Genomic DNA, 21,922 nt, shown 5'->3' on the forward strand with positions numbered 1-21,922 from the left:
GGCCCCACTCTGTCCTGCCCGCACCCACGAGCGCCACCCGAGGGAGGGTCCGGTGCTCCCGCCGTCAGCGACGCAGCAGCCGACGCACGCCCTCGCGCAGCCCCTCGACACCGCTGCCCGGCACCAGGGCGGCACCGGCCCGCTGGTTCCACGCCGAGGTGTGCCGGACCCCGTCGACCACGGTCCGGACCTCCTCGCCCATCCGCTCGGCCTCGTCGTCGGTCACGAGGTCCGGCGCGGCATACCGGGTGCGCTCCAGCGTCGCCGTGGCGCGGCCGAGCGCCTGCTGGCCGTCCTCCTCCATCGCCGTGCCCCGCAGGTAGTGGCGGCGCAGCTCGCGCGGGCTCCGACCGGGAGGAGGGTCCACCCCCAGGTCGGTGAGGGAGCGGGTCAGCAGCTGCCACTGCCCCTCGACCCGTTCGGCCGGCGTGCTCGCGGCCCGCAGCGCAGCCTCCCGGTGTCGGCGTCCGGCGAGCGGCAGCACCAGCAGGAGCAGGCCCAGGCCGACCAGGGCCACCACCGCGCGCAGCACGGTGGGCAGCAGGTCGCCGAGCCGGTCCAGGACGGTCGGGTCGGTGGGCGCCGGCGCGGCGGTCGGCTCGGGGGTCGGCGTGATCTCCTGCGGCACGGTGGCGGTGCTCGGTGCCGTGTCGGGCTCGTCGGTGGAGCGCGCGTAGGCCGGCGGGGTGCCCGCTCGTATGCCGGGCGTGGGCTCGAACCGGGTCCACCCGAGACCCTCGATCCACAGCTCGGGCCAGGTGTGCGCGTCGGAGGCGATGACCTGCCGGGTGCCGTCGTCCTGCGTGGTCCCGGGCAGGAAGCCCACGGCCATCCGGGCCGGGATGCCCTCGTAGCGGGCCATCATGACCATCGCGCTCGCGAACTGGACGCAGTAGCCCTGTCGGGTCTCCAGGAAGGCGCCGATGGGGTCGTCGGCGCCGACCTCGGCAGCCGCTGCGAGCTCCAGGGAGTACTCGTAGTCGCCGTCGGTGCGCAGGTGGTTCTGGATCAGCACCCCCGCCCGCAGGGCGTTGTCCTCCTCGCCCACGACCTCGTCCGCGAGGGCGCCGACCGCCTCGGCGGAGTCCTCGTCCAGGTCGAGCAGGTCGCCCGCGAACTGCTCCGGGTCCGCGGGGGTCTCACCGACCCCCTGCGGCAGCTCGCCGCCGGACTCCAGGCTGAGGTAAGTCGCGTCGTAGCGGCCCACCCGACCCTGCACGACAACGGTGCTGTCCTGGGGGTCGTAGCGGTAGGCGCCGCCCCGCAGCTCCAGCGAGGCCAACGGGCTCGGCGCCGCGAGGTGCGGGGGCTCCAGCTCGTTGGCGAGCACGCTGAACTCGGACTCGGTCAGGGGGACGCCGTCGCCGAGCCCCGGCGGGGCCGGCAGTGGTGCGCCCTGCGGCAGCAGGCCGGAGCTCAGCCGCTCCGGCGCGACCCAGCGGCCGTCCTCGAATCGCTCGGTGGCCGTGACCCGCAGCGGCTGGACGGAGACGGCGTTGGTGCGGTAGGTCACGACCGGGGCGCGGGACTGGTTGCGCAGGTCCTGCGCCGGGTCCATGGTCTCGGTGAAGGACACCTCACCGGTGTCGCCGTCGGCGTCGCGGGCGTCGGGGTTGCGGGCCAGCCCGTCGCCGAAGAAGGTGGGCGGCAGGTGCGGCAGGAAGGCGGCGCCGAGCACCGCAGCCACCAGGGTCAGCGCACCCACGACCTGCGCGAGGCCGCGGTAGGTGCGGGGACCGGCGGCGACGTCGTCGCCGCCGCGTGACTCCCGGCGGTTCGCCGTGGGCCAGGCCAGGGTGAGGCGCTGCCCCTGCTGGGCGAGCATGAGCAGCCACATCACGAGGACGGCGGCGAAGTACCACGGCTCCATCGCCTGCCCGGTGTTGGAGACCGACACCAGGAAACCCGCCACCAGCGGTATGCCCGCGCTCGCCGGCGCCCGCCCCGTCACCCCCATCGAGTCCACCGAGACCGCGGTCAGGGTGAGCACCGCCACGACGAGGAAGGCGACGCCCTGCGTCGTCGGCGCGGGCGCGGCATACGTCTGCAGGACGGCACCGGCCTGCTGCAGCAACGTGGCGACCCGGTCCAGCGTGGCTCCCGTCGGGACGACCCCGCGCCACAGCGTGTCCCGCAGGTACAGCACCACCAGGCCGGCCAGCCCGAGCAGGAGCTGCCCCAGGGCCACCACGGTCGGCGGTGCGTCGAGGGTGCGCAGGACCGCGCCGGTGAGGGCCACCAGGACCACCATCGCGACCGCGGGCACCACCCACGTCTCCTCGCGCAGCAGGGCGGTGAGCGGCCACGCGACCGCCAGCGAGGCGAGGGCCGCGACGAAGCCCTCGGCCCACAGGCCGCGCTCCCACCACGCCCGGTCGTCGAGCCTCATGCCGACCTGCCCAGGGCAGCCTGGCGCAGCGAGACCCACGCCTGCGCGAGCTCGGTATGGGGCCCGACCGTCACGGTGCGCCACCCGGCGTCCGCCAGCACGCCGGTCGGTCTGTCGGTGGCGCTCGAGCCGCCCTGATCCGCCCCGAACCGGGCGGGGTCGAGCACGAAGGCGAGGGCGCGTGAGCCCGGCTGCCGGACGGAGGCCAACGAGCGGAGTGCGGCATCGTCGTGGGCGACGACCGCCGCGATCAGGAGCACCCCGCCGGAGGTGAAGGAGGAGGCGGCGGCCGTGACGCGGTCGAGCCGGGCGTCCTCCTCGGGCTGCACCCGGGCGAGGGTGTCCATGAGCGGGCCGAGCTCGACCTGGTGCTCGGCGCTCCCGTCGCGCAGGGTCTCGTCGGCGAGCAGGTGCACGACGAAGCCGTCGGCGACCAGGTGCCGGGCGACCGAGGCGATCGCGCTGACCGCCCACTCGTAGGAGGCGCGCATCCCGGTCCCGGGATGCGCGTCGGCCCGGGAGTCCAGGAGCAGCACGGCCCGGCGTCGGGCGGGACGGTCCTCCTGCCGGACCATGAGCTCGCCCCGGTGTGCCGTCGCCGGCCAGTGCACCCGGCGCAGCTCGTCCCCGTCGCGGTAGGAGCGGATGCTGACGTCGTCCTCCCCGTGCAGCGCGATCATCTGCGGCATCTCACCCTCGCTGCCGCGCGAGCTGCCCCGGAGCCGGTCGTCACCGAGGGACACCACGCGGGGGAGCACCAGCAGCTCGGTGCGTGAGGACAGGTGCAGGGTGCGGAAGGTCAGGCCGAAGGGGTCGCGCTGCCGCAGCACGATGGGCCCGAGCGCATACGCGCCGCGATGCCGGGACCGGACGGTGTAGCGCAGCCGCCGCTCCTCCCCGGTGCTCATCCGGGGCAGGATGTAGCGCGGCCGGTCGCCGAGCTGGTAGTCGAGGTGCTCCTCGGCGAGGTAGACCGCGGAACGGGCACCGACGTTGCGGAACCGGACCTGGACCTCGCCGCGCTCCTCGGGCGTCAGCCGCTGGGGGGTGACCTCGCGGGACACCGTGAGCCGCGGGGGACGTCGCGGCATGAGCAGCAGCACGAGGACGGGCAGCAGCAGCAGCGCCAGCCCGACCCGGGTGACGTCCTCGTAGCCCAGGAAGGTCCCGGCCACGACGAGGAGCACCCCGAGCACGGCGAAGACCTTGCCGCGCGCGGTGAGCAGCCCCCACGGGGAGCCGGACGTCGTCATGCCCCTGGCACCTCTCGGTCAGCGTCCGGACGGCACGGCCGTGCGCTCGACCAGGTCGCGCACGATGTCCTCCGTGCCGCGATGGGCCAGCGACGCCTCGCCCGTGGGCAGGACGCGGTGGGCGAGGACGGGGACGGCGACGGTCTGGACGTCCTCGGGCAGCACGTGGTCGCGCCCGGCGAGGGCGGCGTGCGCCCGCGCGGCGCGCAGCAGCTGCAGCCCGGCGCGCGGGGAGGCCCCCAGCCGCAGCAGCCGGTGCGCGCGGGAGGCCGCCATGAGCTCGACGACGTACTGCCGCAGCGCGGCGGAGATGTGCAGTCCACGGATGTTCTCGATCTGCTGCTGCACGTCGGCCGCCGTCGTCACGGCGCTCAGCCCCTCCAGCGGGCTCACGGCACCGTGCGTCTCGAGCATCGCCATCTCCGAGGCGGCGGCGGGGTAGCCCATGGAGATCCGGGCCATGAAGCGGTCCCGCTGGGCCTCGGGCAGCGGGTAGGTGCCTTCCATCTCGATGGGGTTCTGCGTGGCCATGACGAGGAAGGGGCGGGGCAGGGCGTAGGTCTGCCCGTCCACGGTGACCTGCCGCTCCTCCATCGACTCCAGCAGCGCCGACTGCGTCTTCGGCGACGCCCGGTTGATCTCGTCCCCGACGACGACGTTGGCGAAGATCGCGCCGCGGCGGAACTCGAAGGCACGCGTGTCCTGGTTGAACACGCTGACCCCGGTGATGTCGCTCGGCAGCAGGTCCGGGGTGAACTGCACCCTGCTCACCCGGCAGTCGATGGCCCGGGCGAGCGCCTTGGCCAGCATCGTCTTGCCGACCCCGGGCACGTCCTCGACCAGCAGGTGCCCCTCGGCCAGCAGCACGGTCACCGCGGTGGAGACCGCCTCGTCCTTGCCCTCGATCACGGTGGCGACAGCGCGGTGCACGGAGCCGGCGACGGCCTTCACGGCGTCCAGGTCGACGGTGTCGGGCGCGGGAGAGATCGCAGACATGACCCGATCCTGCCAAACTCCCGCCGCGCAGGCCGCACGGCAGGCCTCCGGGCCGCCCGCGGACCCTGGTCCTCCACATCGCCCCACCCCGGGCCGGGAGAGCCGCCTGCTGCGGCCCGCAGGACGCGTCGCCAGCTTGTGACCTGCGGCGATGCGGACGGTGGCCGTCAGGACCTGCGATCGCGGTGGCGCCGCGCCGCCTCGGAGCGAGATCTCCCTCCACCTCGCACCACCCCCTCTGACCTGTGTCGATGGCTCGGGACCTGGCATACTCACGCCCGAACGCTCGCCAGAGTGGGGGAAAGTGGAGTAGAGTGGCGCGCACTGGGAGTCGTCCGCACCGGATCGCGTGAAAGGGGTGGTGCACGTGCTGTTCCTCGGCACCTACACGCCCCGCCTCGACGACAAGGGCCGGATGATCCTCCCCGCCAAGTTCCGCGAGCGGCTGGCCGGCGGGGTCGTCATCACCCGTGGCCAGGAGCGCTGCCTCTACGTCTTCACCCAGGCCGACTTCGACGGCCTCGTCGAGCAGTGGCAGAGCAGCCCGACCTCCTCGAAAACGGTCCGGGACTACCAGCGCTTCTTCCTCTCCGGCGCCTCGGACGAGATCCCGGACAAGCAGGGCCGGGTCACCGTGCCCGCACTGCTGCGCACGTATGCCGGCATCACCGGCGACTGCACGGTGATCGGCGCCGGCAACCGGCTGGAGATCTGGGACACCCAGGCGTGGGAGTCCTACACCGACGCGCACGAGCAGTCCTTCGCCGACCTCTCCGAGGAGGTGGTCCCTGGGCTCATGTGAGCGCCGGCCCACCCGGGCCCCGGCCTCCCCCCGTCCGCACACGCCGTGCCCCCGACTCCTCTTCCCCGGAGCCGGGACGCACCTCGGCAGCCGACCCGACTTCCCCCGGGCCGGACGCCGGTGGACGGTGGGGGACCAGGATCCGGGTGGCGGGCGCCCGCCGACCAGGGACCACGAGACATGGCCGCCGCCGCGCAGCGCCCCACCCAGGACCGGCACACCCCGGTGATGCTGGACCGGTGCGTCGAGCTGCTGGCCCCCGCGCTGCAGCGCCCGGGCTCGGTCTACGTGGACGGGACGCTGGGGATGGGTGGCCACACGGAGGCCGTCCTGCGCGCGTGCCCGGACGCGAGCGCCGTGGGCATCGACCGCGACCCGCAGGCCCTGGCCCTGGCGACCGAGCGCCTCGCCCCCTTCGGTGAGCGCTTCCGCCCGGTGCACGCGGTGAGCGACGACCTCCCGCAGGTGCTCGCCGAGCTCGACCTGGTGGGCGCCGACGCGGTCCTCTTCGACCTCGGGGTCTCCTCGCTGCAGCTGGACGAGCTGGACCGGGGCTTCGCCTACCGCGCGGACAGCCCGCTCGACATGCGGATGGACCAGAGCACCGGACGCACTGCCGCCGACGTGCTCAACGACACGGAGGTGCGCGAGCTGGAGCGCATCCTGCGCGACTACGGCGAGGAGCGCTTCGCCCGCCCGATCGCCCGCGCCATCGTGCGCCGCCGGGAGAGCCAGCCGTTCACGACCTCGGCACCGCTGGTCGAGCTGCTGCACGACGTCGTCCCGGCGGCCTCGCAGCGCAGCGGCGGGCATCCCGCCAAACGCACCTTCCAGGCGCTGCGGATCGAGGTCAACGCCGAGCTGTCCACGTGGCGGGACGGCCTGGCCGCCGCCCTGCGCGCGCTGCGGGTGGGTGGCCGCATCGCCGTCCTGTCCTACCACTCGCTGGAGGACCGCATCACCAAGCGTGGGCTGGCCGACGGCGCGAGCAGCTCGGCCCCGCCGGAGCTGCCGGTCGAGCTGCCCGAGCACCGGCCCTGGCTGCGCCTGCTCACGCGAGGTGCCGAGCAGGCCGGTCCTGCCGAGCGCGAGACCAACCCGCGCTCCGCCTCGGTCCGGCTCCGGGCCGCCGAGCGCACCCGGACCACCCCCGACCAACCGCACCTGCCCACCCGTGAGGAGCACCGATGAGCCAGATGACCATCTCCGCCCGGCTCGGCCGCACCGCCGCCCTGGGGGCGCGGGGCCGTGCCCGCGCCGTCGACGCCGCCCCGACCTCGGCCAACCACGGCTTCCGGCTGCTGTGCGCCCTGCTCGTGGCGCTCACCTTCACCGCGGTGCTGCTGCTCAACACGGTCCGGGCCGAGGGGTCCTACGTCCTGAGCACCCTCGAGGTGGAGGCCACCGCCCTGCACGACGAGAAGGTCACGCTCGCCGACGAGCTCGCCGGCAAGGAGTCCTCGGAGCACCTCGCCCGGGCCGCCACCAAGCTCAAGATGGTGCCGTCCACGTCCACGGCGACGCTGCGGCTGTCCGACGGTTCCCTCACCGGCGTGGCGTCCAAGGTGGACGGCTCGCGCACGCTTACCGTTGATCTGCCCTCGACGGGCACGGCACCGGCGAAGGACGACTGACAAGGGGTAGGCACCGTGGCAGCACCACGCAACGGTCGTCGACGGACGACTCCCCGCGCGGTCGCGGCCGGCGTCGCCCACCCGGCCCGGCGCGCCCGCGCGCTCATGCTGGGCGTGCTCATCGTCCTCAGCCTCTTCGCCGCCCAGCTGGTGCGGCTGCAAGGTCTCGACGCCGCGAGCGTCTCCGCGGCGGCCCTGGGGGAGCGGCTGCAGAGCCGGGCCATCCCGGCGGCGCGCGGCAGCATCACCGACGTGGACGGCGAGGATCTCGCGGTCAGCGTGGAGCGGCGGCGCATCGTCGCCGACCCCACCCTGGTGGAGGACTACGAACGCACCGAGAAGGGCCCGGACGGCAGCACCGAGGTGGTCGGCGAGGGGTATGCCGCGGCCGCCGAGGTGGTCGCCGACATCACCGGGGTCGACGAGGCCGACGTGCTGCGCCGGCTGACCGAGCCGCTGGGGGAGCAGTACGCCATCCTCGTCCCGGACGCCTCGCCCCAGCAGTGGCAGGAGATCAAGGCCGCGGGGATCCGCGGGGTCTCCTCCGAGGAGTTCATGCGCCGGGAGTACCCCTTGGGGGAGTCCACCGCGCCGCTGCTCGGCTGGGTCGGGTCCGGCGACATGCCCGCCGGTGGCCTGGAGCTGGTCAACGACGAGGCGCTGACGGGTGAGCCCGGCGAGGCCCTCTACGAGGTCGGCCGGGACGGCGAGATGATCAGCACCGGCGTCTACGAGGAGGACCCGGCCGAGCCCGGCCAGGACCTGCGGCTCACCCTCGACGGCGACCTGCAGTGGCGCGCCTACGACGCGGTACGCACCCGGGTGAAGGAGGCCGGGGCGATCTCGGGCTACGCCGCGGTGATGGACATCGAGACCGGCGAGCTGCGCGCGCTCACCAGCTATCCCAGCTTCGACCCCTCGGACAGCACGCAGGACGCCGACGAGATGCGCAACGCGGCGATCGAGGACGTCTACGAGCCGGGGTCCACGTCCAAGCTCATCACCGCCGCGGCGGCCCTGGAGGAGGGCATCGTCGACGTGGAGACCCCGATCGAGGTCCCGGTCACGATGAGCCGGGCCGGGACCCGCTTCAAGGACGCGGAGCCGCACCCCGTGGAGTACCTCACCTTCGGCGGCGTGTTGGCCAAGTCCTCCAACATGGGCACGATCCTCTACGGCGAGAAGCTCTCCGACCAGCAGCTCTACGACTGGATGCGCCGCTTCGGCATCGGCGACCCCAGCGGCCTGGGCCTGCCCGGGGAGTCGCCAGGGATCGTCCCCGAGCCCTCGACCTGGAGCGCGACGACCCGCTACACCTTCATGTTCGGCCAGGGCCTGTCCGGCACCATGCTGCAGCAGCTCGGCGTCTTCCAGGCGGTCGCCAACGACGGGGTCATGGTGCCCCCGAGCATCGTGGCCGGCACGGTGGACGAGGAGGGGCGCTACACCGAGGGCGAGCAGCAGGAGGGCCGCCGCGTCGTCTCCGCGGAGACCGCCCAGACCCTCACCGACATCATGCAGTCGGTGCCCTCCACCGAGGGCACCGCACCGCTCGCCGCGGTCCCCGGCTACCACGTCGCGGGCAAGACCAGCACGGCGAGCCGGGTGGACCCGGAGACCGGGCGCTACTCCGGCGGGGTGACCTCCTCCTTCATGGGCTTCGCCCCCGCCGACGACCCGAAGTACGCCGTCGCCGTGGTCATCCAGGGCCCCACCCGGATCAGCGAGTTCGGCGGCGTCATCGCCGGGCCGGTCTTCGCCGACCTCATGCGCTACACGCTGCAGCAGGAGGGCATCGCGCCCGCCACCACACCGCCGACGCAGATCGACATCAAGTTCGACCCCGACGAGAAGGTGGGGGACGGCTCGGGTGACACACTGGGGGACATCGCCATCAAGGACGAAAGGACCGATGGGTGATCCCCCTGACCCTCGGTGAGGTCGCCCGCGTGACCGGTGGTCAGGTCCACCCGGGCTCTCCCGGGACCGAGGACCTGCGCGTCACCGGACCGGTCGTCACCGACTCCCGCGAGGCTGGCCCCGGAGCCCTCTACGTCGCGCGCCGCGGCGAGGTCGCGGACGGGCACGACTTCGTCGACGCCGCCGCCCGGCGGGGCGCGCTCGCCGCCCTCACCAACCGCGTCGTCGAGGGCCTCCCCTGCGTGGTGGTGCCGGAGGATCCCGACCGGCTCTCCGCCCGCCCGGACCGGCCGCCCTACGACGCCGTCACCCGCGCCTTCGCGGCGCTGGGACGCGAGGTGGTCGACCGGTGCGCCGCCGCGGGCGGGCTGCGGGTCGTCGGCATCACCGGCTCCTCGGGCAAGACCTCGACCAAGGACCTCCTGGCGCAGGTGCTGCCGGCGCTGGGCCCCACGCTGGCCCCCGAGGCGTCCTACAACTCCGAGGTCGGTGTGCCGCTGACGGTCTGCCGGCTCACCGAGGACACGGCCTACCTCGTCGCCGAGATGGGCGCCTCCGGCGCCGGTCACATCGCCCACCTCACCGCGATCGCGCCCCCGCAGGTCGCCGTCGTGCTCAACGTGGGGTCCGCCCACCTCGGGGAGTTCGGCTCCCGGGCGGCCATCATGGAGGCCAAGTCCGAGCTGGTGCAGGGGCTGGTGCCGGACGGGCTCGCGGTCCTCAACGGCGACGACGAGGCGATGGTCGAGACGATGGGGGGTCGGGCCCGCGACGTCGGTGCCCGGGTCGTGCTCGTCGGGCTCGGGGAGCGGGCCGACCTGCGCGCGACCGAGGTCGTCACCGACGAGCGGGGCCGGGCCACCTTCACGCTCACCGCCCCGGGGCTCGGTGCCCCCGAGCCGGGGCTCCGCGTGGCGCTGCAGCTCGTGGGGGTCCACCACGTCGGCAACGCGCTCGCCGTCGCCGCGGTCGCCCACGAGTGGGGTATGCCGTGGGAGCAGATCGCCGCCTCGCTGGCGGCCGCGACGCCCCGGTCGCGCTGGCGGATGGAGGTCACCGAGCGCGAGGACGGCGTGACCGTCGTCAACGACGCCTACAACGCCAACCCCGAGTCCATGCGTGCGGCGCTGCAGAGCCTGGCCGCGATGCGCCGGGCGGAGGGCCGGACGCTGGCCGTGGTCGGGGGGATGCTCGAGCTGGGCGCCGACAGCGACGCCGAGCACGCCGGTGTCGGCGCCCTCGCCGCCCGGCTGGGCGTCGACCACCTCCTGACGGTGGGTGAGGTGGCGCTGCCGGCCGCCACGGCATACCAGCAGGGTGGTGGTGCCCGGGCGAGCTCGGTCGCCGACCGTCACGAGGCGCGCGCCCTGCTGGAGGAGGAGCTGCGGGCCGGAGACGTCGTGCTGCTCAAGAGCAGCCGGGACTCCGGGCTGCGGGTGCTGGGGGACGAGCTGGCGGGCGTGACCGACTGATGGTCAACGTCCTGCTCGCGGGTGCCGTGGCGATGATCTGCGCGCTCTTCGGCACCCCGCTGTTCATCCGCTTCCTCGTGCGCCGGGGCTACGGCCAGTTCATCCGCGACGACGGCCCGACCTCGCACCACACCAAGCGGGGCACGCCCACGATGGGCGGCGCGGTCATCATCGTGGCCACGGTCGTCGGCTACCTGCTCTCGCACCTGCTGCTCATCCTGCTCGACGTCACCGGGATCCTCGAGGTCACGCACTCCCGCTTCAGCCTCAGCGCGATCCTCGTGCTCTTCCTCATCACCGGCCTGGGGTTCATCGGCTTCCTCGACGACTACACCAAGATCTCCAAGCAGCGCAGCCTCGGCCTCACCTCGGTCGAGAAGCTCACCGGGCAGACGGTCGTCGCGATCGTCTTCGCGCTGGCCGCGCTGCTGCTGCGGGGTGACAGCACCCGCTCCCCGGCCTCGACCGCGATCTCCTTCGTCCGCGACACCTCCTTCGACCTCGCCTTCGCCGGCCCGGTGCTCGGGGTCATCCTCTTCATCGCCTGGGCCAACGTGCTCATCGCGGGGGCATCCAACGGCGTCAACCTCACCGACGGGCTCGACGGGCTGGCCACCGGGGCCTCGATCATGGTCTTCGCCGCCTACTCCGTCATCGGCATCTGGCAGTACAACCAGAACTGCCAGCTCGCGCCCGGGCCCAACTGCTACGACGTCCGCGATGCGCTCGACCTCGCGGTCGTGGCCTGCTCGGTGGCGGGCGCCTGCTTCGGCTTCCTGTGGTGGAACGCCTCACCGGCCAAGATCTTCATGGGTGACACCGGCTCGCTGGCCCTCGGCGGCGGCCTGGCCGGGCTGGCGATCACCACCCGCACCGAGCTGCTGCTCGCCGTGCTCGGCGGGCTCTTCGTCATGATCACCCTCTCGGTCATCATCCAGGTCGCGAGCTTCAAGCTGACCCGCAAACGGGTCTTCCGGATGGCGCCGCTGCAGCACCACTTCGAGCTGCTGGGCTGGGCCGAGGTGACGATCGTCATCCGGTTCTGGCTCATCGCCGGGATCTGCGTCGCCGTCGGGCTCGGGCTGTTCTACGGCGAGTGGGTGGCCAACCTGTGAGCGCCTCCCTCGACGACCTCACCCACCGGGACGCCGACTGGGCCGGGCTGCGGGTCCTCGTGACCGGGCTCGGAGTCACCGGCTTCGCGGCCGCCGACGCGCTGCTCCAGCACGGGGCGACCGTCACCGTCGTCGACGCCGGCAGCAGCAACGAGCAGCAGGAGACCCAGGCCGGGATCCTCGGGATCCTCGGCGCCGACGTGCGGCGCGGGCCGGAGCACACTGTCGCGTGGCCGTCCGCCCCGGGGGAGGGGGGTGACACGGGCGAGGGAGGTCCGGGCAGCGAGCCGCTGGACGTCGACGTCGTCGTGACCTCACCCGGCTGGCGTCCGGATCACCCGGTGCTCGCCGCGGCCGCGACCCGCGGCATACCGGTCTGGAGCGAGATCGAGCTCGCCTGGCGGCTGCGCCCGCGGGTCGGCGCCGCCCCCTGGCTCGTCGTCACCGGCACCAACGGCAAGACCTCGACGGTGCGGCTGCTCACCGAGATGCTGCAGGCGGCCGGGCTGCGGGCCATCGCCACGGGCAACGTCGGCACCCCGGTGCTGGACGCGGTGCAGCACCCGGACCCCTACGACGTCGTGGCCGTGGAGCTGTCCAGCTTCCAGCTGCACTTCACCCACAGCATGAGCCCGCTGGCCTCCTGCGTGCTCAACCTCGCGCCGGACCACGTCGACTGGCACGGGTCGATGGAGGCGTATGCCGCGGCCAAGGCCCGCATCTACGAGCGCACCCAGGTCGCCTGCGTCTACAACGTCCAGGACCCACGCACCGAGGCGATGGTCGAGGAGGCCGAGGTGATCGAGGGCTGCCGGGCCATCGGCTTCACCCTCGGCACGCCGGGGCTGTCGATGCTCGGTCTGGTCGAGGACGTCCTCGCCGACCGGGCCTTCGTCGAGGAGCGGGCGACCTCGGCCGCCGAGCTGGGCACGCTGGCCGACCTGTCCCGGGCCTCCGGTGGCGACGGCAGCGCCGCACCCCCTCCGCACCTGGTGGCCAACGCCCTGGCGGCGGCGGCCCTGGCCCGCGCCGCGGGCATCACGCCCGCCGCGGTGCGCGAGGGCATGCGACGGTTCCGATCGGAGGCGCACCGCACCACCATCGTCGCCGAGCGGGACGGGCTGACGTGGGTGGACGACTCCAAGGCCACCAACCCGCACGCCGCGCACGCGGCGCTGCTGGCCTACCCGCACCTCGTCTGGGTGGCCGGCGGCCAGCTCAAGGGCGCCGAGGTCGACGAGCTGGTCCAGGAGGTCGCGCCGCGGCTCCGGGGCGTGGTCCTGCTCGGCGCCGACCGCGAGCAGATCGCGCAGGCCCTGCGACGACACGCACCGGATGTCCCGGTCCACGACGCGGGCGTCACCGACCATGGGGACATGGCTGCGCTGGACCGGTTCATGGACGATGTCGTGGCGCGTTGCGCCGCGCTCGCCCGCCCGGGCGACGTGGTCCTGCTCTCGCCCGCCGCCGCCTCGCTGGACATGTTCCCCAGCTACGGCAGCCGCGGCGACGTCTTCGCCGCCGCCGTGCACCGCGCGCTCGGGGAGGCCGCCCCGTGACCACGATCCTGGACCGGCGAGCGCCGGCCCGGTCGACCGGCACCGCGGGGAGCACGACCGGCTGGAGCGTGCAGTCGGTCGGGGAGTGGTTGCGCTCCCCGGTGGCCCCCTACTACCTCGCGCTGGTCTCGGCCTCGGTGCTCACCGGGCTCGGGCTGGTCATGGTGCTGTCCGCCTCGAGCGTCGGGTCCTACCGCGACAACGGCAGCTCCTACACCGTCTTCCTCGACCAGCTCCTCTTCGGTGCCGTGGGCATCGCCCTCGCGGTGGTCGGCTCGCGGCTGCCGGTCTCGCTCTGGAAGCGGCTGGCGTGGCCTGGGATCTTCCTGGCGCTGGCCCTGCAGGTGGCCGTCTTCACCCCCCTCGGCATCGAGTTCCAGGGCAACCGCAACTCACTGTCGGTCGCCGGCTTCTCGCTGCAGCCCGCGGAGTTCGGCAAGGTCGCGCTCATCGTCTTCGGGGCGGTGGTGCTGGCGGCCAAGCGTCGGGTCATCCACAAACCGGTCCACGCGGCCGTGCCGCTCATCTTCCCCTTCGGCCTGCTCCTGCTGGGCCTGGTCCTGCAGGGTCGCGACCTCGGCACCGGGCTCATCCTGCTGGCGATCATGGCCGGGCTGCTGTGGGCGGCGGGGCTGCCCGCCCGCTGGTTCGTCGGGCTGGGCACCGTCGGCGGGATCGGCGTGGCCGTCCTCGCCGCCGGCAGCGCCAACCGGATGCAGCGCATCGAGGCGTGGATCGGCGGCATCTGCGACAACCCGCAGGTCGAGGGGTGTTTCCAGAAGGTCCACGCAGAGTATGCGCTCGCCGACGGTGGTTGGTGGGGGCTCGGGCTGGGGGAGTCCCGGGAGAAGTGGGGGCTGCTGCCCGAGCCGCACAACGACTTCATCCTGGCGATCATCGGCGAGGAGCTCGGCCTGCCGGGCAGCCTGGCGGTGCTGGGGCTCTTCGCCGTGCTGGCCTACTCCTGCTTCCGGGTGGTCACCCAGGCCGAGGACGGCTTCACCCGGCTGGCTGCCGGCGGCTTGCTCGTGTGGTTCATGGGTCAGGCGGTGCTCAACATCGGGTCGGTGATCGGGATGCTGCCCATCATCGGCGTGCCGCTGCCGCTGGTCTCCAGCGGCGGGTCGTCCCTCATCGCCGCTCTCATCGGTGTCGGCCTGCTCCTTGCGCTCGCCCGGTCGCTGCCGGGCGGCGACGCGGCGCTGCGCGGGCGCACGGGGACGCTGCGGCGCACCCTGGCCGCCGTCCCGGGCCGGGCGGCGCCAGGCGCCGGCGGCCGGCGGCGGACGTCGGGGCCGACCCGGGGCCGCCGGTCACCGGGCGGACGGCGGTGACCGGCCGACCGGAGGGCGCCGCACCTGGGCCCGGAAGAAGCCACGGAGGACAGCACGGTGATCGGCTCGGAGGGCGGCTCGGTGTCGTGCTCGCCGGGGGTGGGTCGGCAGGCCACGTCAACCCGCTGCTCGCCACCGCTGACGCGCTGCGGCGCCGGGTCCCGGACAGCGAGCTGCTCGTGCTGGGCACCGCCGAGGGGCTGGAGGCCCGGCTCGTCCCCGAGCGCGGCTACCCGCTCACCGTCGTGCCCAAGGTGCCCTTCCCCCGTCGCCCCGACGCGACGGTCGCGCGCTTCCCGGGCGCGCTGCGCCGGGCGGTCGCCGCCGCTCGGGACGCCATGCGATCGGTGGAGGCGCAGGTCGTCGTCGGCTTCGGCGGCTACGTCGCCACCCCGGCCTACCTCGCCGCGCGGCGCGCCGGCATACCCATCGTCATCCACGAGCAGAACGCCCGTCCCGGGTTGGCCAACCGACTGGGCGCGCGCTTCACCCCGCACGTCGCCACGACCTTCGACCTGACCCGGCTCCCGCACGCCACACCGGTGGGCCTGCCGCTGCGCGAGGAGATCCGCACGCTGGACCGCGCCGCCTCCCGGGCCGAGGGGCTCGCCGAGTTCGGGCTCGAGGACCGGCGTCCCACCCTGCTCGTCTTCGGCGGGTCGCTCGGGGCGCAGCGCCTCAACGGTGCCTTCGCGACCGCAGGTGCCGACCTGCTCGCCGCGGGCGTCCAGGTGCTTCACCTCACCGGGGCGGGCAAGGACGTCGACGTGCCCGCTCCCGAGGACCGCACGGGTGCCCGCTACGTCGCCCGGCCCTACACCGACCGGATGGACCTCGCGTATGCCGTCGCCGACCTCGCGGTCGGACGCTCCGGCGCCGGGACGGTCTGCGAGCTGGCCGCGGTCGGTCTGCCCGCGGTCTACGTGCCGCTGCCGATCGGCAACGGGGAGCAGCGGCTCAACGCCCGCGGCGTCGTCGAGGCCGGCGGCGGTCTGCTGACCGAGGACGCCGCCGTCACCCCGACATGGGTGCGCGACGTCGTGCTGCCGCTCGTCCAGGACGGGGAGCGGGTGGCGCGGATGGCGGCCGCCGCGGCCGAGCACGGCGACCGTGACGCGGCCGACCGGCTGGTCGACATGGTCCTGCGCGCGGCGGGACACCCGGCATGAGCGCCCCCCGGTTCGACTTCACCGTCCCGGTGCCGCCGGTGGACGAGCTCGGCCCCGTGCACTTCGTCGCGGCGGGCGGATCCGGGGTGTCCGGGGTGGCCCGGATGTTCCTCGACCACGGGGTCCCGGTGTCCGGGTCGGACCAGCAGGACAGCGCCACGCTGCGCGCCCTGGAGCAGGCCGGTGCCCGGGTCCACGTCGGGCACGACGCCGCCCACCTCGGCGGCGCCAGCACCGTCGTGGTCTCCGGGGCGGTCCGGGAGGACAACCCCGAGCTGGCGGCCGCCCGCGCGGCCGGGCTGCGGGTGCTGCACCGGTCCCAGGGCATCGCCGCGCTGCTGCACGGGCGTCCGGCGGTCGCGGTCGCGGGGGCCAACGGCAAGACCACGACGAGCGCCATGACGGTGGCAGCGCTGCAGGCCGCCGGGGCGGAGCCCGGGTATGTCATCGGCGCGCCGCTGGCCAGCAGCGGCGTCAGCGCAGCGCTCGGTGGCCCCGGGCCCCGCTCGTCGTGGAGGCGGACGAGAGCGACGGCAGCTTCCTCACCTACCGGCCCCAGGTCGCGGTGGTCACCAACGTCCAGCCCGACCACCTCGACTTCTACGGCGACGCCGCCGCGGTGGAGGCGGCCTACCGCGACTTCGTGGCGACCCTCCCCGACGACGGGCTGCTCATCACCTCGTTCGACGACCCCGGCGCCGCCCGGCTGGCGCGCGACGCGCGCGAGGCAGGCACCCGCGTCCTCACCTGGGGGGCGGGCCGCGCGGACGTGCAGGTGGACGAGGTGAGCACCCACGGGACGACCTCGACCGGTCGCCTCACCTTCCGCTCCGGCGTCGGCGCGGTCGAGCCGGGGGCCACCGTGCGGCTGCGGCTGCCGGTGCCCGGTGAGCACAGCGTGCACAACGCCACCGCGGCGCTGCTCGTCGCGATCGCCGGCTTCGGCCTCGCGCTCGAGCCCGCGGTCGCCGGGCTGGAGAGCTTCGCCGGGGCGCACCGTCGCTTCGAGCGGCTGGGCGCCCACGGCGACGTCGAGGTCGTCGACGACTACGCGCACAACGCGCCCAAGGTCGGCGCCGTGGTGCGCGCCAGTCGCAGCGCGGCGGGGGAGCGTCGCCTCGTCGTGGCCTTCCAGCCGCACCTGTTCTCCCGCACCCGCGACTTCGTCGACGGCTTCGTGGCGGGCCTCGCCGGCGCCGACGTCGTGCTGCTGCTCCCGGTCTACCCCGCCCGGGAGCGCCAGGCGGACTTCCCCGGTGTCGGCTCCGAGCTGCTGCGGCAGGGACTGCTCGCGCTCGGACCCGGCGCCCCGCGGGTGGAGACCGTCGGTTCTGTCGACACCGCGGCGGCCGCGCTCGCCGCCTTGCTCGCCGACGGGCGGGAGACGCTGGTCGTCACGGTGGGGGCGGGTGACGTGACCCGGGTGGGACGTCAGCTGCTGGACCTGCTGGGCGACGGCTCGGGACAGGAGGCCCGGACGTGAGGGTGGGACTGCCGTGGCGCGGGCGTCGGGGGCGGGGCTCGGCGCGCGGTCGTCGCCCCGGCCGTCCGCCGCGGATCGGGAGGCGGGCCCTGCTCGTCTGGAGCGCCGTCGTGCTCGCCGCGGCCGCCGCCATGGTCTTCCTCTTCTATTTCTCCGCCGCCTTCGTCGTCAAGGACCTGCAGGCCACAGGTGCCCGTGAGGAGGTGGCGGCGAGCGCCCTCGAGCATGCCCAGATCCCGCAGGGCCGCCCCCTGGCGCGGGTGTCGGAGGGCCGGGTGAGCGAGCGGGTGCTGGAGGACCCGCGGGTCGAGTCGGTCGAGGTGGAGCGTGACTGGCCGTCCTCGGTGACGCTGGTGGTCACCGAGCGGGACCCGGCGGTCGCGCTCCGCGGAGGCGGGTCGACGTGGCTCGCCGACGACACCGGGGTGGTCTACGAGCAGGTGGACGACCCCAGCAACAAGCTGCCGCTGATCAGGCTGCGCTCGGACCCGACCGAGCTGGACGCCGCGACGGTGACCGGTCTGGCCGAGCTGTGGCGGCTGCGGCCGGACCCCGACACGCTGGAGGGTGATCTCGGTGCCCCCGCGGTGGGGCGGGACGGCTCGGTCGAGATGGACCTGGGGCAGGTCACCCTGCTGTGGGGCGAGCCGACCGACAACGAGACGAAGTGGAGCGTCGTCACCGCGCTGCTGCGGCAGGAGACCATCGATCCGCAGGGGGCGCTGGCGATGACGATCGACGTGCGGATCCCCGGCACGCCGGTGGTGTCCGGATTGCCCGAGGCCACGGGCTGAGCCCACCCTCGACCTTCGACCTGAGGTCGAGGTTCAGTCTCGCGCTGGCTGGTGGTGAGCGCGCGTATGCTCGCGCACACGCACCGCATCCATGCACCGCACCCCGCACCCGCACCCGAAAGGTCCATCGTGTCCGCAGCGCAGAACTACCTGGCCGTCATCAAGGTCGTCGGCATCGGCGGGGGTGGCGTCAACGCCATCAACCGCATGATCGAGGTCGGCCTCAAGGGTGTCGAGTTCATCGCCATCAACACCGACGCGCAGGCCCTGCTCATGAGTGATGCCGACGTCAAGCTCGACGTCGGGCGCGAGCTGACCCGCGGCCTGGGGGCCGGCGCGGACCCCGAGGTGGGTCGTCGGGCGGCGGAGGACCACACCGAGGAGATCGAGGAGGCGCTGCGCGGTGCCGACATGGTCTTCGTCACCGCCGGCGAGGGCGGCGGGACCGGCACCGGCGGTGCGCCGGTCGTGGCCAAGATCGCGAAGACGCTGGGGGCGCTGACCATCGGTGTGGTCACCCGTCCGTTCACCTTCGAGGGCCGCCGGCGAGCCAACCAGGCCGAGTCCGGGATCGCCACGCTGCGCGACGAGGTGGACACCCTCATCGTCATCCCCAACGACCGGCTGCTGTCGATCTCCGACCGGACCGTGTCGATGCTCGACGCCTTCCGCAGCGCGGACCAGGTGCTGCTCTCCGGTGTGCAGGGCATCACCGACCTCATCACCACCCCGGGCCTGATCAACCTCGACTTCGCCGACGTCAAGTCGGTGATGCAGGGTGCGGGGTCGGCGCTCATGGGCATCGGCTCGGCACGCGGGGAGGACCGGGCCGTGCAGGCGGCCGAGCTGGCGATCTCCTCGCCGCTGCTGGAGGCCAGCATCGAGGGCGCGCACGGCGTGCTGCTCTCGGTGCAGGGCGGCTCGGACCTCGGGCTCTTCGAGATCAACGAGGCGGCCCGCCTGGTGCAGGAGGCCGCCCACCCCGAGGCCAACATCATCTTCGGTGCGGTCATCGACGACTCCCTCGGCGACGAGGTGCGCGTCACCGTCATCGCGGCCGGCTTCGACGGCGGCGTGCCGCCGGGCCGGGGCGAGGGCAACGACCGGGCACTGGGCCAGGTGCAGGCCGGGGGAGCGGGCCGGCAGCAGGGCGGCGGCCAGCCGCAGCAGCGTCCGGGCGCCTCCCAGCAGCAGCCACAGCAGCGCCCCGGCTCCGAGGGTCAGCAGGCTCCGGCTCAGGCGCCGCAGCAGCAGCGTCCCGCGCAGCCGGCGGAGTTCCCGCAGGGCGAGCGTCGCGACGCCGACGCCCAGCCGCAGGCAGAGCGGGAGCAGGCTCCGGCACAGGACGGTGGGCAGCAGCAGCGGCCGGTCCAGCAGCCGCCCCGGCAGGTGACCTTCGAGGACTCCGACGACCTGGACGTGCCCGACTTCCTCAAGTGAGGCGGTAGTTCCTCGTGTTCACCTGGCGCGAGCGGCTGGAGCCCACCGGCGACGGCTACGGCGTGGAGTGGGCCGTGACCGACCGGCACGGCGGCTCCATCGTCGACCCCTACGCCTCGTTCAACCTCGGCGCGCACGTGGGCGACCGGGAGGACGCCGTCAGCACCAACCGGCACCGGCTCGCCCGCGAGCTCGGGCTGCGGGTCGCCGATCTGCGGCTCATGGACCAGCAGCACGGGTGCGCCGTCGCCCTGACGCCGTCGACGTCGGGCGCCGACGGCCCTGCCGTGCCGGCCGTCGACGCGCTGGTGACCGGCAGCAGCGACGAGGCGCTGGTGGTCCTCGTCGCCGACTGCGTCCCGCTGCTGCTGGTGGACCGCGCCGAAGGGCTCGCGGCTGTCGTGCACGCCGGGCGCCCCGGGCTGCTCGCGGGGGTCGTCCCGGCGGCACTGGACGCCCTGCGCGACCTCGGGGCTCGTCGGCTGGATGCTGTCGTGGGGCCCTCGGTCTGCCCCCGCTGCTACGAGGTGCCGGCCGCACTGCGGGACGAGGCGACAGCACTGACACCGACCGCCGCCAGTGTCTCGGTGAGCGGCACCCCCGCCATCGACGTCGCCGCCGGTGTGGTGCAGCAGCTCGCCGACAGCGATCTCGACGTCCGCCTGCGCTGGCTGGCCGGGTGCACCCGCGAGCGCGACGACCTCTACTCCTACCGCCGCGACGGCACGACCGGCCGGTTCGCCGGGGTCGTCCGGCTCCTCGCCCCGGAGCAGGTGGCCTGACGTGACTGCGACGCGGGAGCAGGAGCTGAGCGGGCGGCTGGCCGAGGTCCGGCACCGCATCGAGGCGGCGTGCGCGGTGAGCGGGCGCCGGCCCGAGGACCTGACGCTGGTGGCGGTGACGAAGTTCTTCCCCGCCGCTGACGTCGAGCTGCTCGCCGGCATGGGGGTCACCGACGTCGGCGAGAGCCGGGACCAGGAGGCCGGGGACAAGATCGGCGCCCTGCCGTCGGACGTGCGCTCGAGGATCCGGGTCCACTTCGTCGGCCAGCTCCAGACCAACAAGGCGAAGCGGGTCGCGCGGTATACCGACGTCGTCCAGTCCGTCGACCGGGCGCGCCTGGTGCGTGCGCTCGCCGCCGGCCGCGCCGCAGCGGTCGAGGACGAGGTCGTGTCGGGCCCGCTCGAGGTGCTGCTGCAGGTCGACCTGGGGGAGGGGGAGCAGGCCGGGCGTGGTGGCGCCGCCCCGGCCGAGCTCGGTCAGCTCGCCGAGGCCGTCGCCGGGTGCGAGCAGCTGCGGCTGCGCGGCGTGATGGCGATCGCGCCCCTCGACCTCGACGACGACGGCGTCCGCCGGGCCTTCGACCGGCTCCACGGGCTGGGGGAGCAGCTGCGGCACACCCACCCGGACGCGACCTGGGTCTCGGCGGGGATGAGCGGCGACCTCGAGGCGGCCGTGGCGGCCGGTGCGACACACCTGCGTGTCGGGAGCGCAATCCTCGGTTCGCGCCCCGCGCAGCGGTAGCGTCGTTCTCGACCGATCCACCACGGGACGCACCCGTCACGCACCTAGGAGCTCGCACACATGGCCGGGGCACTGCGCAAGACCATGGAGTACCTCGGACTCGCCGAGTCCGACGAGCGCTTCGACGACTACGACACCTACGAGCAGGAGTCGCCGGAGCAGCGCGGCAGCGGGGCGACCGTGCGCCAGCTGCGTGAGGACGACGGCGCGAGCGACCCGCAGGGCGGGTCCGCGGTGGCCACGCTGCCCTCCCGCACCCCCGTCTCCCAGGTCGTCCGCGAGCCGGAGGTCGGCGAGTTGAACCGCATCACCACGATCCACCCGCGCACCTACAACGAGGCCAAGACCATCGGTGAGGCCTTCCGCGGGGGCGTCCCGGTCATCATGAACCTCTCCGACATGGACGACGCCGACGCCAAGCGCCTGGTCGACTTCGCCGCGGGCCTGGCCTTCGGGCTGCACGGGTCGATCGAGCGGGTGACGAGCAAGGTCTTCCTGCTCAGCCCGTCCTTCGTCGAGGTCGACGGGGGCAGCCAGCCCGAGCAGGTCCGCGGGGCACAGGGCCCGTTCAACCAGAGCTGAGCCCGCTCGGTCAGGCGGCCGCCCCAGCGGCTCCTCCCAGCGTCCTCACGTAGGCTGGTCGCATGGTCGGCCAGATCCTCGCGCTCCTGCTCAATCTCTACTTCTTCGTCCTCATCGCGCGGCTGGTCTTCGACTGGGTCCAGGTCTTCGCCCGTGACTGGCGGCCGAAGGGCCCGGTCCTGGTCCTGGCCAACGGCGTCTACTCCCTCACCGACCCGCCGCTGCGTGCGCTGCGGCGGGTGATTCCCCCGCTGCGCATCGGTCAGGTCGCCCTGGACCTCGGCTTCCTCGTGCTCATCATCGCTGTCGGCATCGGTCGCAGCCTGGCGCTGTCGCTGCCCTTCTGAGGGTGTATTCGGTCCCCTCGGCCGCCTCGCTGCGCTGCCCGCCGCGGACCTGACCGGGCTCCGACGGTGCGTTAGAGTGCTCGCTGGACAAGGTGCATACCAGCACGTC

19 protein-coding genes and 1 pseudogene are annotated in these 21,922 nt (G+C 74.0%); 17 read left to right on the forward strand and 3 right to left on the reverse strand.

The annotated features are described in order from the left end of the window. Positions 1 to 64: 64 nt before the first annotated feature. From BJF80_RS16860 to BJF80_RS16870, 3 genes are read right to left on the reverse strand one after another with little or no spacing between them, the layout of a single operon-like run. Positions 65 to 2,389: a transglutaminase TgpA family protein gene (locus BJF80_RS16860; RefSeq protein WP_075815420.1), complete on the reverse strand. Its 2,325-nt coding sequence runs from the start codon at positions 2,387 to 2,389 to the stop codon at positions 65 to 67. Further along, positions 2,386 to 3,642, reverse strand: a complete 1,257-nt coding sequence (locus tag BJF80_RS16865; RefSeq protein WP_075815422.1) for a DUF58 domain-containing protein — start codon at positions 3,640 to 3,642, stop codon at positions 2,386 to 2,388. The genes BJF80_RS16860 and BJF80_RS16865 overlap by 4 nt, the downstream gene beginning before the upstream one ends. An 18-nt stretch (positions 3,643 to 3,660) precedes the next feature. After that, on the reverse strand, positions 3,661 to 4,638 hold the full coding sequence (locus BJF80_RS16870) for an AAA family ATPase (RefSeq protein ID WP_075815424.1): 978 nt from the start codon (positions 4,636 to 4,638) through the stop codon (positions 3,661 to 3,663). Positions 4,639 to 5,008: 370 nt separating this feature from the next. Here BJF80_RS16870 and mraZ point away from each other — a divergent pair, with 370 nt between their 5' ends. The 17 genes and pseudogenes from mraZ to BJF80_RS16950 all read left to right on the forward strand — a co-directional run bounded on the left by mraZ (position 5,009) and on the right by BJF80_RS16950 (position 21,813). After that, on the forward strand, positions 5,009 to 5,440 hold the full coding sequence (gene mraZ / locus BJF80_RS16875) for a division/cell wall cluster transcriptional repressor MraZ (RefSeq protein ID WP_028130992.1): 432 nt from the start codon (positions 5,009 to 5,011) through the stop codon (positions 5,438 to 5,440). A 180-nt stretch (positions 5,441 to 5,620) separates the two neighbouring features. Beyond that, positions 5,621 to 6,631, forward strand: a complete 1,011-nt coding sequence (gene rsmH, locus BJF80_RS16880; protein ID WP_075815426.1) for a 16S rRNA (cytosine(1402)-N(4))-methyltransferase RsmH — start codon at positions 5,621 to 5,623, stop codon at positions 6,629 to 6,631. Continuing rightward, a complete protein-coding gene (gene ftsL / locus BJF80_RS16885; RefSeq protein WP_075815428.1) occupies positions 6,628 to 7,074 on the forward strand; it encodes a cell division protein FtsL in 447 nt (148 codons plus the stop codon). The genes rsmH and ftsL overlap by 4 nt, the downstream gene beginning before the upstream one ends. Before the next feature lie 15 nt (positions 7,075 to 7,089). Next, positions 7,090 to 8,994, forward strand: coding sequence for a peptidoglycan D,D-transpeptidase FtsI family protein (locus BJF80_RS16890; protein WP_075815430.1), 1,905 nt, complete (start codon positions 7,090 to 7,092; stop codon positions 8,992 to 8,994). Continuing rightward, positions 8,991 to 10,466: a UDP-N-acetylmuramoyl-tripeptide--D-alanyl-D-alanine ligase gene (locus BJF80_RS16895; protein WP_075815432.1), complete on the forward strand. Its 1,476-nt coding sequence runs from the start codon at positions 8,991 to 8,993 to the stop codon at positions 10,464 to 10,466. Before BJF80_RS16890 ends, BJF80_RS16895 begins: the two co-directional genes overlap by 4 nt. Continuing rightward, the gene (gene mraY, locus BJF80_RS16900; RefSeq protein WP_075815434.1) at positions 10,466 to 11,581 is read left to right on the forward strand and encodes a phospho-N-acetylmuramoyl-pentapeptide-transferase; all 1,116 of its coding nucleotides are present in this window, start codon (positions 10,466 to 10,468) and stop codon (positions 11,579 to 11,581) included. The genes BJF80_RS16895 and mraY overlap by 1 nt, the downstream gene beginning before the upstream one ends. After that, the gene (murD, locus tag BJF80_RS16905; RefSeq protein WP_075815436.1) at positions 11,578 to 13,140 is read left to right on the forward strand and encodes a UDP-N-acetylmuramoyl-L-alanine--D-glutamate ligase; all 1,563 of its coding nucleotides are present in this window, start codon (positions 11,578 to 11,580) and stop codon (positions 13,138 to 13,140) included. Before mraY ends, murD begins: the two co-directional genes overlap by 4 nt. Beyond that, positions 13,137 to 14,474 (forward strand): peptidoglycan glycosyltransferase FtsW, encoded by a 1,338-nt coding sequence (locus tag BJF80_RS16910; RefSeq protein WP_075815438.1) that lies wholly within the window; start codon positions 13,137 to 13,139, stop codon positions 14,472 to 14,474. Before murD ends, BJF80_RS16910 begins: the two co-directional genes overlap by 4 nt. 86 nt (positions 14,475 to 14,560) lie before the next feature. After that, a complete protein-coding gene (gene murG, locus BJF80_RS16915; protein WP_075815440.1) occupies positions 14,561 to 15,643 on the forward strand; it encodes an undecaprenyldiphospho-muramoylpentapeptide beta-N-acetylglucosaminyltransferase in 1,083 nt (360 codons plus the stop codon). Positions 15,644 to 15,747: 104 nt separating this feature from the next. Continuing rightward, a pseudogene (locus BJF80_RS21340) lies at positions 15,748 to 15,927 on the forward strand (Mur ligase domain-containing protein); the annotation flags it as partial. Positions 15,928 to 16,208: 281 nt separating this feature from the next. Continuing rightward, complete coding sequence (locus BJF80_RS21345; protein ID WP_321166437.1) at positions 16,209 to 17,126, forward strand: Mur ligase family protein; 918 nt, start codon at positions 16,209 to 16,211, stop codon at positions 17,124 to 17,126. Positions 17,127 to 17,128: 2 nt separating this feature from the next. After that, entirely contained in the window at positions 17,129 to 17,920 is a 792-nt protein-coding gene (locus BJF80_RS16925; RefSeq protein WP_075815442.1) for a cell division protein FtsQ/DivIB, read from the forward strand. 129 nt (positions 17,921 to 18,049) lie between these two features. After that, positions 18,050 to 19,360, forward strand: coding sequence for a cell division protein FtsZ (ftsZ, locus tag BJF80_RS16930; protein ID WP_075815444.1), 1,311 nt, complete (start codon positions 18,050 to 18,052; stop codon positions 19,358 to 19,360). 14 nt (positions 19,361 to 19,374) lie between these two features. Then, complete coding sequence (locus BJF80_RS16935) at positions 19,375 to 20,142, forward strand: purine nucleoside phosphorylase YfiH/LACC1 family protein (RefSeq protein ID WP_075815446.1); 768 nt, start codon at positions 19,375 to 19,377, stop codon at positions 20,140 to 20,142. 1 nt (position 20,143) lies between these two features. Then, positions 20,144 to 20,884: a YggS family pyridoxal phosphate-dependent enzyme gene (locus BJF80_RS16940; protein WP_075815448.1), complete on the forward strand. Its 741-nt coding sequence runs from the start codon at positions 20,144 to 20,146 to the stop codon at positions 20,882 to 20,884. A gap of 60 nt (positions 20,885 to 20,944) precedes the next feature. Next, the gene (locus BJF80_RS16945; RefSeq protein WP_075815450.1) at positions 20,945 to 21,466 is read left to right on the forward strand and encodes a cell division protein SepF; all 522 of its coding nucleotides are present in this window, start codon (positions 20,945 to 20,947) and stop codon (positions 21,464 to 21,466) included. Positions 21,467 to 21,528: 62 nt separating this feature from the next. After that, positions 21,529 to 21,813, forward strand: coding sequence for a YggT family protein (locus BJF80_RS16950; RefSeq protein ID WP_022924827.1), 285 nt, complete (start codon positions 21,529 to 21,531; stop codon positions 21,811 to 21,813). Positions 21,814 to 21,922: the final 109 nt, after the last annotated feature.

This window comes from Serinicoccus sp. CUA-874, from assembly GCF_001942225.1.
Classification (GTDB): domain Bacteria; phylum Actinomycetota; class Actinomycetes; order Actinomycetales; family Dermatophilaceae; genus Ornithinicoccus; species Ornithinicoccus marinus.

Bases quoted from the DNA above. Each gene is read 5' to 3' on its own strand.
- BJF80_RS16860 (WP_075815420.1), bottom strand. From the start codon at position 2,389: ATGAGGCTCGACGACCGGGCGTGGTGGGAGCGCGGCCTGTGGGCCGAG.
- BJF80_RS16865 (WP_075815422.1), bottom strand. From the start codon at position 3,642: ATGACGACGTCCGGCTCCCCGTGGGGGCTGCTCACCGCGCGCGGCAAG.
- BJF80_RS16870 (WP_075815424.1), bottom strand. From the start codon at position 4,638: ATGTCTGCGATCTCTCCCGCGCCCGACACCGTCGACCTGGACGCCGTG.
- rsmH (WP_075815426.1), top strand. From the start codon at position 5,621: ATGGCCGCCGCCGCGCAGCGCCCCACCCAGGACCGGCACACCCCGGTG.
- ftsL (WP_075815428.1), top strand. From the start codon at position 6,628: ATGAGCCAGATGACCATCTCCGCCCGGCTCGGCCGCACCGCCGCCCTG.
- mraY (WP_075815434.1), top strand. From the start codon at position 10,466: ATGGTCAACGTCCTGCTCGCGGGTGCCGTGGCGATGATCTGCGCGCTC.
- BJF80_RS16945 (WP_075815450.1), top strand. From the start codon at position 20,945: ATGGCCGGGGCACTGCGCAAGACCATGGAGTACCTCGGACTCGCCGAG.
- BJF80_RS16950 (WP_022924827.1), top strand. From the start codon at position 21,529: ATGGTCGGCCAGATCCTCGCGCTCCTGCTCAATCTCTACTTCTTCGTC.